This window comes from Streptomyces flavotricini (assembly GCF_020639365.1).
Classification (GTDB): domain Bacteria; phylum Actinomycetota; class Actinomycetes; order Streptomycetales; family Streptomycetaceae; genus Streptomyces; species Streptomyces flavotricini.
In genome coordinates, this window is the sequence record NZ_JAINUL010000001.1 from 4,329,727 (window position 1) to 4,343,254 (window position 13,528).

Annotated in this window: 10 protein-coding genes; 3 read left to right on the forward strand and 7 right to left on the reverse strand. The window is 75.2% G+C overall.

Features of this window, described 5'->3' with window-relative positions:
* Nucleotides 1-5 precede the first annotated feature (5 nt).
* The 3 genes from K7B10_RS19535 to K7B10_RS41295 are packed head-to-tail and all read left to right on the forward strand — an operon-like array spanning nucleotide 6 to nucleotide 3,275.
* Nucleotides 6-941 (forward strand): TauD/TfdA family dioxygenase, encoded by a 936-nt coding sequence (locus K7B10_RS19535; protein WP_229337567.1) that lies wholly within the window; start codon nucleotides 6-8, stop codon nucleotides 939-941.
* Nucleotides 938-1,987: a methyltransferase gene (locus K7B10_RS19540; protein WP_229337569.1), complete on the forward strand. Its 1,050-nt coding sequence runs from the start codon at nucleotides 938-940 to the stop codon at nucleotides 1,985-1,987. The genes K7B10_RS19535 and K7B10_RS19540 overlap by 4 nt, the downstream gene beginning before the upstream one ends.
* A gap of 52 nt (nucleotides 1,988-2,039) precedes the next feature.
* On the forward strand, nucleotides 2,040-3,275 hold the full coding sequence (locus K7B10_RS41295) for a GNAT family N-acetyltransferase (protein WP_229337571.1): 1,236 nt from the start codon (nucleotides 2,040-2,042) through the stop codon (nucleotides 3,273-3,275).
* Nucleotides 3,276-3,318: 43 nt separating this feature from the next.
* Here the strand turns inward: K7B10_RS41295 and K7B10_RS19550 are convergent, their stop codons facing one another.
* The 7 genes from K7B10_RS19550 to K7B10_RS19580 form a co-directional block, all read right to left on the reverse strand.
* Nucleotides 3,319-4,548, reverse strand: a complete 1,230-nt coding sequence (locus tag K7B10_RS19550; RefSeq protein WP_229337573.1) for an MFS transporter — start codon at nucleotides 4,546-4,548, stop codon at nucleotides 3,319-3,321.
* Nucleotides 4,548-5,231, reverse strand: coding sequence for a thymidylate kinase (locus tag K7B10_RS19555; RefSeq protein WP_229337575.1), 684 nt, complete (start codon nucleotides 5,229-5,231; stop codon nucleotides 4,548-4,550). Before K7B10_RS19555 ends, K7B10_RS19550 begins: the two co-directional genes overlap by 1 nt.
* 61 nt (nucleotides 5,232-5,292) lie before the next feature.
* Entirely contained in the window at nucleotides 5,293-6,732 is a 1,440-nt protein-coding gene (locus tag K7B10_RS19560; RefSeq protein WP_229337577.1) for a lyase family protein, read from the reverse strand.
* Complete coding sequence (locus K7B10_RS19565; RefSeq protein WP_229337579.1) at nucleotides 6,732-8,636, reverse strand: FAD/NAD(P)-binding protein; 1,905 nt, start codon at nucleotides 8,634-8,636, stop codon at nucleotides 6,732-6,734. Before K7B10_RS19565 ends, K7B10_RS19560 begins: the two co-directional genes overlap by 1 nt.
* Nucleotides 8,637-8,661: 25 nt before the next feature.
* Complete coding sequence (locus K7B10_RS19570; RefSeq protein ID WP_229337581.1) at nucleotides 8,662-10,233, reverse strand: glutamine synthetase family protein; 1,572 nt, start codon at nucleotides 10,231-10,233, stop codon at nucleotides 8,662-8,664.
* Nucleotides 10,230-11,732: an amidase gene (locus K7B10_RS19575; RefSeq protein WP_229337583.1), complete on the reverse strand. Its 1,503-nt coding sequence runs from the start codon at nucleotides 11,730-11,732 to the stop codon at nucleotides 10,230-10,232. Before K7B10_RS19575 ends, K7B10_RS19570 begins: the two co-directional genes overlap by 4 nt.
* Entirely contained in the window at nucleotides 11,722-13,458 is a 1,737-nt protein-coding gene (locus tag K7B10_RS19580) for a hypothetical protein (RefSeq protein WP_229337584.1), read from the reverse strand. Before K7B10_RS19580 ends, K7B10_RS19575 begins: the two co-directional genes overlap by 11 nt.
* Nucleotides 13,459-13,528 lie beyond the last annotated feature (70 nt).

Genomic DNA, 13,528 nt, shown 5'->3' on the forward strand with positions numbered 1-13,528 from the left:
CTGAGATGAACAGCAACGATCCGTTCTCGACCGTCCGCCACCCCGTCGACCGCGCGCTCGCGACGGCCGTCGCCGAGGACGGGGAAGAGGACGTACGCGCGGACTGGTACCGGGAGTTCGGGGAGACCCTCGGCGGCCACGTACGGCGCCACCTCGACGCCCGTCCCGGCTACTTCGTGCTGAGCGGCCTGGACCACCTGAGCGAGGAGCAGGCGCGCCGGTTCACGGTCGCGGTCTCCCGGCTGGCCGGGGAGCTGCTGCCGCAGGACGGCGCGGGAGCGCTGCTGCGGGACGTACGGGACCGGGGGGTGCGGCTCGGCGAGGGCGCGACCGGCCGCTACTCGGACAGTCGGCAGGGCGGCAGCCTGCACACGGACGCGGCGCACCGGCCGGGGCGGCTTCCGGACATTTTCACGCTGTTCTGCGTTCGACAGGCCTCCAGCGGCGGGGCCCTCGTCACCGTGCACGTCAGCGATCTGCTGGAGATCCTCAGGGGTCACCCCGAGGAGCTGGCGGCGCTGCGGCTGCCGGTCCACTTCGACACCCGGGACGACACGCCGGGGGTGCCGCTCACGACCGAGCGGCCCGTACTGGAGTTCACGGACGGCCGGGAGCGCATGTACTACCTGCGGGACTACATCGAGATCGGGCACCGGCACGCGCACGTTCCGGCGCTGACGCCCGAGCAGGTCAAGGCGCTGGACCTGCTGGACTCGCTGCTGGAGCGGCGCGACCTGCAGACGCACGGGCGGCTGGCACCGGGCGAGATGATCTTCATCGACAACCGGTCGATCGTGCACGGCCGGACCGCGTTCGACGAGGACGGGCCGGTGGACGGCGGGCGGCTGATGCTCCGCACCTGGATCGGACTCCCGGCGCGGCACGGGGCCGGGGCCGGGGCCGGGGCGGGGGCCGACACCGACGCCGGGGCGGTCCGGTGACCCGGGTCGTCGCCGAGCTCGAACGGCTCGGACTGGCCGAGTTCCTGGCCGACTTCCCCGGGGACTCGGTGGACCGCCGCCAGTGGGCCGCCGGCGCCCGCGGCCTCGACGGGGAGCTGCGCGCCCTCGCCGGGTTCCTGCTGCTCGGGGAGCCCGCGGCGGCGGACCGGCTGCCGCCCGCCCTCGCCGGGGCGCTGCCGGCCCTGGTCGAGAGCGGGGTCGCGCACCGGAGCGGGGGCGAGGTCCGGCTGCTCGACGTCAGCCTGTTCCGCTCCGCCGGGGTGTGGCTTTTCGCGGAGCCGCCGAGCCCCTTCCCCGTCCGCCACTACTTCGGCCGGGACTCCGTCGCGCTGGCCAGGCGGACCGGTTTCCGGGCGGGGGCGCGGGTGCTCGACCTGTGCTCCGGGCCGGGGTTCCAGGGGCTGGTGGCCGCCCGCGGCGGCGCCCGGGCCACGCTGGTGGAGCTGCTGCCCGAGACCGCCGAAGTGGCCCGGCTCAACGCGGAGATCAACGGGGTGGCCGACCGGATCGAGGTCCTCGTGGGCGACCTGTACGAGCCGCTCCCGGCCGGGGCGCGGCCGTACGACCACGTCATCGCGAACATCCCCTTCCTGCCCACCCTCGCGGCCCCGGGCGAGGAGGCCGCCCACGACGGCGGCGAGGACGGGTTCGGCGTCGGGCGCCGGGTCCTCGCCGGACTCCCCCGGCACCTGGCCGCGGACGGCACGGCCCATCTGACCGCGCTCCTCCTCCAGGCGGACGAGCGGCTCGTCACCGACGGCGAGCTGCGGGCCTGGGCCGCGGAGAACGGCTACGGACTGACGGTCACGCTGACCGAGCGGATGGCGGTGGACGCCGACTCGGACCTCGTCCAGACCACGGTCTCGGACCACCTGGAGACCGACCCGCAGGCCGACCCCGAGGAGCTCACCACCGCCGCCGTCGCCATGTACGCGAGCCGGGGTGCGACGGCCGCCCGGCTGGCCTATCTGCGGATCGACGCCGGGATGGCCGACTTTCGTGTCCTCGACCGCACGGGCGGGTGAAGGTGGCTAGCGTGACCGGCGCACTCGATCACGACCGGGAAGGACGCACAGCGTGACGACGGCAGGGACGGCGGGGACGGACGGCGCGGGCAACGGCGGGACGCGGGGCACGGGCGACGGAGTGAACGGCTCGCAGCGCCCCGAGCTCGTCGAGCTCACCTCGATACGGGACGCGGAAGCCGACCGGTGGAACGCCCTCGCGGGTGACGCCGCCCTCTACTCGACCCACCGCTGGCTGCTCTACGGCGAGGAGCTGGCCGACGCCGGCTCCCGCCACCTGGTCGCCGCCTCCGGCGGCTCGTACACGGTCGGGCTCCCCACCCACCGCTTCACGGGGAAGGTCCCGCACTTCTACGATCCCGCCGTCCTGTTCCCCGGCGCCGCCGAGCCGGCGACGCCCGAGCGCCCGCTGCTCCTCGGCGGCACCCGCCTCGGCTACACCAGCGAGGTGATCGTCGCCCCCGGCACCGCCGGACCGGTCGCCGCGGCGGGCGTGCGGACCGTACTGGACCGGTTCCGCGCGCTGGGCGCCGACGGCGGCGGCCTCGCGGCGCTGCTCTACCTCACCGACGAGTCGGTGGAACGGCTCCTGCCGCACCTGGGCCCCCGGGACCAGGTGGTGATGATGGACGCGACCGCCGTCCTGCCCGTCGACCCCGACGGCCTGGAGGGTTACCGCAGACGGTTCACCTCGCACCAGTTCACCTCCATCCGCCGGGAGATGCGCCGCTACACCGACGCCGGCTGCCGCACCGAGGTCAAGCGGCTCTCCGAGTGCCACCACCTGCTCGGCCCGCTCTCCGCGCAGGTGCTCATCCGGTACGGGCACCCCGTCACCGACGCGAGCGAGTCGGAGCGCTTCGCCCAGCAGGCCGGGCTGTTCGACGACAACTGCCGGATCCTGGGCGCCTACCAGGGCGACCGGATGGTGGGCTTCACCCAGTACTTCTTCTGGGGGGACACCATGTACGCCCGCTCGCACGGCCTGGACGACTCCATCGCCCGCGAGGCCAAGCTCTACTTCAACCTCACCTACTACGAGGCGGTGAAGTACGCGGCGGACCACGGCTACCACCGCGTGGACCTGAGCTGCGACGCCTTCCAGGCCAAGGTGTCCCGGGCCGCCCGGCTCCAGCCCCTGTGGGGCGTGGTCCTCGACGCCCCGTGGACCGGGCCGGTCCTGGAACGCGTACGCGCCGAGGAGAAGGCGCGGCGCGAGGAGTTCGCCTCCCACGACCCCGGCATCGAGTCGCGGGTGGCGCAACTGGTGGACGCGCGCGGCCGGTAGCCCCCGCCGCGCCCCGAAGACGGGCCCAGGCCGGCCGCGACGCTCACCCGGCCGGTCTGGGCTCCCGCTCCCTCTCCCGTTCCCGCTGGTCACGCCCGCGCTCCGCGATCGCCGCCACCGGCGGCACCGCCGCCCCGGCCGCGACGATGAGCGTGACGAGCACCGCCCACCCCAGCGGGCCCGCGCTCAGGCAGAGCGCGTTCAGCACGGTCGGCGCCACGGCACCGCCGATGCCGACCCCGACGGAGAACACGCCCTGGTACTCGCCCTGCGCGTGCTCGGGGGCCAGCCCGAACGACAGCGCGTACTCCCCCGCCGTGAACAGCATCTCCCCGAAGGTCAGCGCCGCCGTGCCGATCAGGATCAGCCCCATCGCCGCGTACATCGGCACGTGCGCGGCGGCGAAGACGAGCCCCATCGCCAGCGCGATGACGGGACCGCTGCGCCGCATGGCCAGCGCCCCGTCCCGCGGGGTCTCGACCCCCTTGGCGACCTTGGTCTGGAGCAGGACCACCAGCGCGCAGCTCAGCGCGAAGACCAACGACACCGTCCAGCGGGGCGCCTTCGTGTACTCGGCGATCCACACCGGCATCAGCACCGTCATGAAGACGTCGAACATGACGAGGGTGCCCGCGAGCACGCTGACCGCGAGGAACGGGCGGTCGGTGAGCGCGTAGTGCCGACCGCTCCCCGGCTCCCTCGGGATAGGCGGCAGGTGCGGCAGCCGGGCCACCAGCACCGCCGCGACGAGGTACGAGACGACGTCGGCGCAGATCGCGATCACGTACGCGGTCCGGGTGTCGGCCTGCAGCGCCAGGCCGCCGAGGAGGGAACCGGAAACCATCGCGAGGTTCTGGAGGGAGTAGATCCGCGCCCGGTACGCGACCCGGTCCTCACCGCCGACGTACGCGATCAGCGCCCCGCTGATCGCGGGGAAGGCGCCGCGCCCCAGGGCGATCAGGGTGATCACCACGAGGAACCCGGTCATGCCCTCCACCAGCAGCAGCGCGCCCGCGGCGGCCGCCTGGGCGATCAGTCCGGCGATGCCCACCTCGCGCGGCCCGAACCGGTCGGCGAGCCGGCCGACGACCGGCCCGGCGACCAGGCCCGCGAGCCCGGCCGCCGTCAGCCCCATGACCACGTTGCCCGTGGACAGACCCACGGACCTGACGAAGAACAGGACTTGGAGAGGGGCCCAGCTGCCCGCCCCGAGGTAGCGGACGAACAGTGCGGCCGCCAGGCCGCGTCTCAGGCTCCGTCCGTCGCGCAGCATCAGTGGCCCGCCGGGGCGTCGACGACGGCGGGGCGGGGTTCGCCCACCGTGGGGCGCGGGTTGACCTCGACGCCCAGCTTGGGCGCCAGCAGTTTGCGCAGCTGCTGCGCCGCCGCCTCGGCGGTGTTCGCCCGTACGACGTCCCAGCCGCGGCGGGCCGCCCAGTCGAGCATGACGTCCCGGACGGCGGCCTGGTGCCTCAGGAAGCTCTCCGGCCGGCACTGCGGGTCCCGGCCGCATTCGTACGGGGTGATGTCGCCCTTCTTGCGGCGCAGTGCCTCCTCGGGGGTGACGTCGAAGAAGACGACGCTGTCCACCGGGGCCATGGCGTGCACGATCGCGTCCACCAGCTCCTCGGGACAGCCCGCCAGCAGTTCGGTGGCCGCGTGCTTGACCCAGTAGCCGTCGAGGACGACGAGGTCCGCGTCGGCGGCGCGGGCCCGCTCGGCGGCCAGGGTGTTCAGCCAGCCGAGGAAGAGCATCCGGGCCGGGTTCGGCATCTCGGCGATGCAGACCCGCAGTTCGTCGAGGGTGGTGCCGCGCAGGAAGCGGGCCTGCGGCACCTGCGACTCCTCGAACACCTGCCACTTGCCGACGACGCGGAACGACAGGCCCTGGCCCTCGGCCCAGCTCTGCACCCGCTTGACCTGCGTGCTCTTGCCCGCGCCGTCGGGTCCGTCCATCGCAACGATCACTGTTCGCATCCCTTCGGAAGATCCGCCACGGGCCATCGCCGCGCGGAAGTCATGCGGTGGTGCGGGTGCTGCCGCGGTGGTACGCGAGAGCCCGCTCGATCAGCGCCTCGGCGGCGCCGGTGTACTCGGCCGGTTCGAGCAGCCGTTCCAGCTGCTCCGCGGTGAACTCCTCGGCCAGTTCGGGCGCCTGCGCGAGGAGCCGGTCCACGAGGGGGTCCGCACTCCCGGCGGACTCCACGGCCACCCGGCTGACCAGCCCTTTCGCACCCGCCTTGCCGAGTACGGGGGCCAGCGCGGCGGCCAGCCGCTCGGTGACCACCGCCCCGCCGGTGAGCCGCAGGTTGGCCGCCATCCGCTCCGGGTACGCCTCCAGCCCCTCGGCCAGCTCCGCCGCGGTGCACGCGGCCCCGCCCACCAGCCGCAGCGCCTCGCGCAGCGGCTGCCATTCGCCGTGCCAGGCCCCGGCGGGCCGCTCGTCCTCGGCGGCGGCCGCGCAGTGGGTCAGCGTGAGGACCAGCGAGGGCACCTGCAGGGCGGCGGAGCGGATCATCGCGGCGAGCACCGGGTTGCGCTTCTGCGGCATGGCGGAGGAGACCCCGCGGCCGGCCCCGGCGGGTTCGGCCACCTCGGCGAGCTCGGTGCGGGCCAGGGTCTGCACATCGGTGGCGAACTTACCGAGCGCCGCCGCGGCATGCCCGAGGACGGCGCCCGTGTCGCCGATCGGCGTGCGCAGGGTGTGCCAGGGCAGAACGGGCTCCGCGAGCCCCGCCTCGGCGGCGAAGAGGGCGATCAGCTCCCCGGCGTACGCACCCCCGTCCCCGTCCGCCTCCGCTCGGGCGGGCACCGGCCGCGCGTACTCCAGATAGCCGGCGAGCGTGCCCGCCGCCCCGCCGAGCTGCACCGGCAGCCCCCCGTCGAGCAGCGTCCCGACCCGGCGCCGTACGTCGACCACCGCGACGAGCCAGCCCGCCGCCTTGAGGCCGAACGTGGTGGGGACGGCGTGCTGGCCGAGGGTGCGGGCCACCGCCGGAGTGTTCCGGTGCGCGTCGGCCAGCCGGGCCAGGGCCGCCGCCGTCCGGTCGAGTTCGTCCCGTACGAGGCGCAGCGCGCGGGCCGTCACCAGCATCGCGCCGGTGTCGAGGACGTCCTGGCTGGTGGAGCCGCGGTGCACGTACTCCGCCGCCGCGGGGTCCGCAGCGGCGACCACCGCCGTGAACTCCTCGACCAGGGCGACGACCGGGTTGCCGGCGCCGCGCGCCCGTACGGCCAGCGCGGGCAGGTCGATCGCCCCGGCCCGGGCGCACGCCGTGATCGTCTCGGCGGCCCCGGGGGGCACCGTACCCAGCCGGGACTGGGCCCGGGCCAGGGCGGCCTCGGCGTCGAGCATCGCCTGGGCCCAGGCGGTGTCGGTGAGGGCCGCCTCGGTGGCGGCGGCGGCCCTCACCGGTGAGAGGAGGCCGGTGTCGGGGGTCGTGCCCGGGCGGTCCATCAGGTGGCGCTCCTCGTCAGCGTGTCCTGGCGGCGGTCCGCCCCGCGGGCGAGGCCGAGGACGGCGCGGGCCATCGCGTCGGAGTCGCCGAGGATCACCGAGTCGACGCCCGGCCGGGCCCCGGCGGCCGTCACCCAGTGCACGCCCTCGGTCGGCACGCCGTACGCGAAGCGCCGCTCGTGCGCGGCGCCGGCCGCGTCGACGAGGTGGTACGGGCGCCCGGTGACCGCGATGCCGCCGGTCCGGTACGGGCCGCGCCCGTCGCCGATCACGTACGGGACGCACTGGCCGGTGGCGTACAGGTACCCGAGCAACGGGTCCTCGGTGCGCGCCACATCGGGCTCGGGCAGCCGCGCCTCGATGAACGCCCGCGCGTGCACCGCGTCCCCCCCGACGCGGGGCGAGCGGGCGGTGAAGCGGCCCGCGGTCTCGTCCGCGCCGAACTCCGCCCCCGGGCCGAGGACGGTGAGCACACCGGCCTCGATCAGCGCGATCGCCTCCCGGATCCGGCGCGGCGGCGGTCCGATCGACAGGTGGGCGTTCAAGGGCCCGTAGCGGGCGGCCAGTTCGTCGCGGTAGTCCGCGCCGGATATCCCGCCGTGGTCGACCAGCAGCCGCACCTCGTTGCGCAGGTCGCGCAGTACGTCGAGGGCCGCCTTGTACGGGCCGTCGACGTTCCCCGCTGCCGCCTCGGCGACGTCCCGGCGCAGGTGCTCCAGCAGCCAGCCGGTGAACGCGGCGCGGTCGGCGAAGACGCGCTCCCCGCAGGGCCTGGCGACGCGCTCCCAGTCCCAGCGCCGCCCGGGCGGTACGCCCAGCGCGTCGAGCAGCCGGTCGCGGTCGTACGGGGTCCAGGGCCCGGCGGCGCTCCGTTCGAGCAGTCGCGCCGCGGCCTCGGGGCGGCCGTCGGCCCGCAGCAGGGCCGCGTAGTAGACGGTCTCGACCTCCTGGGAGACCAGCGGCCAGATGTCGCGCCGGAAACGGGGCCGCCGCGGGCCCCGGCGCAGCCGGGCCACCGTCGCCGGGGTGAGGACGAGGGGCAGGTGGCGGCCGTGCGCGCCCTTCTGGTTCTCCCCTCGGGCCTGGTAGGGAACGCCCCGGCGGGATCCGGCGTACAGCACGGGCTCGCGCCCGGAGCGGTGGTAGACCAGCCCGGCGTCCTTGGCCTCGTACACCCCGCCGCGGCCCTCGGTCAGCAGGGCCATGTGGTCGAAGAAGGCGAGTCCGAGGCCGCGCAGCAGGACCGGCTCCCCGGGCGCGATCCCGTCGAGCCGGACCTCCGCCGGGTTCCCGGGGGGCAGGTAGCAGAGCCCGCGGCGGGCCGCGAACCGCGCGAAGGCGGCCTCGGCGGGGGTCGGGGAGACCGGCAGGTGCCCTTGGGCCAGGACCACCGCGTCGAGCCCGGACAGCACCGTGCCGTCGTCCAGGGTCACCCGGTCGAGGCCCGGCGCGGCGGGGTCCGCGTCGAGCCGGACGGCCCGCGCGGGGTGCGTACGGATGTCCGCCGGTCCCCGCCCGACCACCGTGCGCAGCACCCACTCCAGGTAGCGCCCGTACAGGGCCCGGGTCGGATAGCCGTCGGGGCCCGGCACTTCCTCCCCGGCCGGGCGGGCCCCGCCGTGCAGGGCGGGGTCGGCGGCCCAGGCGGCCAGGTCGGGGCCGGGCCGCACCGGGCCGTCCATCGTGACGCTGTCGTCGGTGAACAGGGTCACCTGGGAGGCGACCGTGTTCATCAGCAGGTGCCGCGACTGGTCGGGGCGCCACACCCGGCCGCTGCCCGGGCGCGGGTCGACGAGGTGGACCCGCAGTCGCACCCCGGCCGGCAGCAGCTCGTCCGCGTTGGCCGCCAGCCGCTCCAGGACGGACAGCCCCCGCGGGCCCGAGCCGACGACGCAGACCGTCAACCAGTCCTCCTCGTGTGGTTGTTCGTCAGTACGCGGCGAAGTACTCACGGTGCTCCCATGCGGTGGTCTCCCCGGGGCCGGCGGGGCCCGCGACGGCCAGCCACTCCCCGAACCGGGCCACCTCGCTCCGCTTGAGCTGCGCCAGGCAGTCCTGGAGCGGCTTGCCCAGCAGGTCGCGGACCAGGGCGCTGCCCTCCATCGCCGCCACCGCCTCCGCGAGGTCGCGCGGCAGCGCGGCCGCCGTCGGGGCGTGCGGGTCCTCGGCGAGGGCGCCCGGCCGCAGCCCGCGCTCGATGCCGTCCAGACCGGCGGCGAGCTGCGCGGCGAGGTAGAGGTACGGGTTGGCGCAGGGCTCGCCGATCCGGTTCTCCACGTGCGTGGACTCCTCCCCCGGGCCGCCGAGGACGCGGACCAGGGCGCCCCGGTTCTCGGCGCTCCACACGATCCGGTCCGGGGAGAGCGAGAACCGCTCGTCGAGCCGCCGGTAACCGTTGACGGTCGGAATGCAGAACAGGGCGGTGTCCGCTGCGTGTTCGAGCAGGCCGGCCACGTAGCCGAGGCCCTCACGCGACAGCAGCGCACCGCCCTCGCCCGACGGCGGCACGAAGGCGTTGCGGTCCGCCGCCGTGTCGAACAGCGACTGGTGCAGGTGCCAGCCGCTCGGGTCGAAGCGTTCCAGCCGGGGCAGCGCCATGAAGGAGGCGTGGTGGCCGAGGCGGGCGCAGATCTGCTTGGCGACCGTACGGAAGAGCAGCATGGCGTCGGCGGCGTCGAGGCCGTTCATCGGGCTGAAGGTGAACTCCAGCTGGCCCGGCCCCGATTCGTGCTCGACGGTGCGCAGCGGCAGCCCGAGCTCGCGCAGGGCGCGCGCGAGCGGGGTGACGAGGTGCATCAGCCCGTCGGTGAGGGTGTCGAGGTTGAACTGGTAGCCGCCGTTGACCGGTTCGACGGCGGGCGGCTCGCCCTGGACGCCGAATCCGCCGACGGCCGCCGCGGCCCTCGCGGCGGCCCCCGGGCCGTGCTCCGCGCCGGTCAGCCGGGTCACGTACCACTCCACCTCCAGGCCGACGACGTACCGCAGGCCGCGCTCGGCGACGCGGTCGCACTGGCGGCGCAGCACGGCACGGCTGGACAGCGGGTGGGCGGTGCCGTCGCGCAGGTACTCGTCGGCGATGACCCAGCCGGTGGCCGCCTCGGTGTACGGCAGCACCTTGAAGGTGAGCGGATCGGGGACGATCAGGAAGTCCCCGGCTCCGGTCAGCTCGGGTATGCCGATGCCGCCGCCGGGAGCGAAGAAGTCGACGCCCACGGCGTGCCCGGTGTCGAAGACGAAGGGGCCCGGGCTCATGTCGATGCCGTTGCGCAGCGCCGTGCGGAAGGCCTCGACCGTCAAGGTCTTGGAGCGCATCAGCCCGTGCGGATCGCCGAAGCCGACCCGTACGAACTCCAGACCCGCCAGGGTCTCCTCCAGGGCCTGCGCCGCGGTCCGCCGCTCCGCGCTCCACAGGCCGTGGCGCTCGACGAAGCCGACGCTGCCGGTGGCGAAGCGGGCGTAGCGGCGCTCGTCGGCTTCGCGGGCGGTGATGGCCTCGGTCATGTCGATTCCCTTTCCGGTTCCGCTTCCGCTTCCGCTTCCGGTGATCGCGCCGAGAGCGCCGCGTAGTGGTGGTGCCAGGGGCGTGCCTGCTCCAGCTGGTACGCGGCGGCCAGGACCCGCAGGTCCTCGCGCCGCCCGCCGACCAGTTGCAGGCCGACGGGCAGGCCCTCGGGCGAGAGTCCCGCCGGGACGGACACGGCGGGCTGGCCGGTCAGGTTGAAGGTGTAGGCCTCGGGGGCCCAGGCCAGCCAGGACAGGGCGCCCTTGGGGACCGGGTCGGGCGGCTCGTGCCGGTCGGCGGCGAACGGGGCGATGGCCACGGTCGGCATGGCCAGCAGGTCGTACCGCTCCATCAGGGCCTGGCTGCGGGCCCGCAGCACGGCGCGCGCCTCGTACGCCCGGGCCAGCCGGGCGGCGCTGAGCGTGCGCCCGTACCGGATGACGCGGAGCCGGCCAGGGTCGAGCAGGCCGGCGACCTCGTCGAGGTCCCGGGGGTGGGCGGCCGCCTCCCAGCCGGCCAGGATCGTCTCCAGGGCCGCGTACGGGTCCTCGAACGGCGGCGGGATCTCCTCGACCTCGTGCCCCCGGGCCGCCAGCGCCTCCACTGCCTGCCGGGCGACGGCCGCGAGGGCGGGCGACGGCGCGGGATCGCCGAGCGAGGGGATCCAGCCGATGCGCAGGCGGGGCATGCGCGCGGCCGCCTCCTCGGGATCCCCGGCCGGGTCGCCGGATGCACCGTGGGACAGCGGATCGGCGGTGTCGTAGCCGGACATCACCTGGGTGAGCAGGGCCGCGTCGGCCACGCTCCGGGTCAGCGGCCCCAGATGGGACAGCTCGTCCGGGCTCTGGGGCACGTACGGGATCCGGCCCAGCGAGGGTTTGAACCCGACGACCCCGCAGAAGGAGGCGGGGATGCGGATGGACCCGGCGCCGTCGGTGCCGGTGGCGCCGACCCCGATGCCCACGGCCACCGAGGCGGCCGCGCCGGCGCTGGAGCCTCCGGGGGTCAGGGCCGGGTCCCACGGATTGCGGGTCGGGCCCTGCAGCCGGTTCACGCCGGCCGCGCTCCAGCCGCCTTCGGAGGTGTTGGTCTTGCCGATGACGATCGCGCCCGCCGCCCGCAGCCGGGCCACTGCCGGGGCGTCCCGGCCGGGCACGGCGTCGGCGTGCAGCAGGGAGCCGCGGGTGGTGCGGATTCCCTCCGTCGGGGTGAGGTCCTTGACGGAGACGGGCATGCCGAGCAGTGGCCGGGCCCGCCAGACGGCGTTCCCGTACCGGTCGAGGAGCCGGTCCGCGGCCTCGGCCTCGGTGGTGGCGCGCTCGCGGGCGAGCGTGAGGAAGGCGCCGATCCGGGGCTCCCACCGGTCGAGCAGGCGGAAGGTGGCGGCCAGGTGCTCCGAGGGCAGCAGGCTGCCGTCCCCGTAGGCCGCGCGGAGCGCGCGGACGTCGGAGTACCGCGGTGCGGCCGGGTCGGGTGCGGCGGGCAGGTCAGGCGCCATGGAAATCCCGGTACCAGCCGTTGTCGAAATCGCGGACCTCCAGGCCCCGGTCGGCGGCCGCCTGGTGCAGCAGCGCCTGGATCCGCCCGGCCACCATGGCCGCCCGCAGGTCGGCCCGCTCGAACTCGGCGCCCGAGGTGCGCAGCAGCCGCAGGTCGTAGAGGCCGGGGCGGTACGCGCCCTCCAGCACGATGCCGAGCGGGATGCGCAGGGCGTGGCGGACGCCGAAGGTGACGTGTCCGGTGTGGTGCTGGTCGGACCAGTTGGTGATGTCGGCCGTCATCGGGGCGAAGAACCAGTCCTCGCGGCCCGGGGTCTCCTCGGTCCACGACATGCTGTGCGGCAGGTAGTGCCAGGTGTTGTAGCGCATCCGCGCGCTGTAGGCGGAGAGGGTGCGGGCGAGGGCGGCCCGGTCCTCGGCGAACTTCCGCGCGAACGCGGCGCCCGGTGCGACGCAGCAGTAGAAATCCCGGGTGGCCAGGGCGATCCGGTCCTCGGCCGGGTGGTCGCTGTGCAGGACGGCGACGCTCTTGGGGCCGCGGCCCATCACGACGTCGCAGTCCAGGGCTCCGGCCAGCGTCTCGAAGAACCGGTGCAGGAACCCCTCGTACGCGCTGGTGAACCCGGCGGTCGGGGCGAGCCCTACGAGGCGCTCGACGACCTCCTCGGCATGCTCCCGGATGCTCTCGGGCGCGGCCGCCGCGGGGAAGGGGCGGCCCACGGCGTCGGAGAGCAGGCCCGCCACCGGCGCCGGCAGCTCGTCCCAGCCGAGGGGCTCGGCCATGATCCGCTCGCGTTTGTGCAGCGAGGCACCGTTGATCTCGCGGTAGAACACGGCGCCGCCGCGTAACCGCTCGGCGCGGGCGGCGGCGCAGGCCGCGGCCAGGGCGTCGAGGGCGGCGCCCGTCGGCAGGCCGGCGGGATCCGGGACCGGGGCGCCGTACGTCTCGATGCGTTCCCGGAGGAAGCCCGCGAGCAGGTCGGGCGTGAGCTGTACGCCGTTGAACTCCTCGGCCCGGACCGGGGAGCCCGAGCTGATGAGCGCGTGCAGGCAGACGACGAAGGTGGCGTCCTCGGGGGCCCACCGTGCGGCCGGGGTCTCCCGGAGTGCGGTGAGTACGGAACGCTCGGCCCCGGCGGCCAGCGAACGGCCGGGCAGATTGCTGAACTTGCCGAGGTTGCTGTAGAAGCGGTCGCCGACGTAGAGCAGTACGGGGGCCATGTGGAGCAGGGCGTGGCCGACGGCGTCGATCCTCGCCCGGACGCGATCGGCGTCCTGCTGCGCCAGCCAGCGGTGGACCTCCTCGAACTGGATCCGCTGGACGTCCTGGGCCAGCGCCCACAGCCGGCCCAGGGACTCCGGCCGGTTCTGCCATTTGAGGGTGCCGAGCGGCTCGGCCTCCTCGGGGCCGGCGGGCCGGGTGCCGGCCGGGACGACGCGCAGCCGCCCGGTCCCGGTCAGCACCAGCAGGTCCCCGGCGCCCTCGTCGGGCGTGGTTCCGGGGCCGCCGGTCGGGGCGAAGCCCGCGACCTGGGACTCGGCGATCTCCGTGTACACGCGCTCTCCGAGCCCCATGGCCGCTCGGCCGATCCGTTCGGGGACCATCCCGTCCAGGGTGGCTGCTATCCGTATCGCGTCGGCGGCCAGGCCGCAGGCACGGGCCCGTTCGGCGGCCGCCTTGACCTGGGCATCGAATCCGGGCGTCTTCAGCTGCATTGTCGTCACCTACGGAACGTCATTCGACGGCGGTTCGGGATCGGGGCGGGGCGGCCGGCGGACCGTCCCGTCCCGCGGG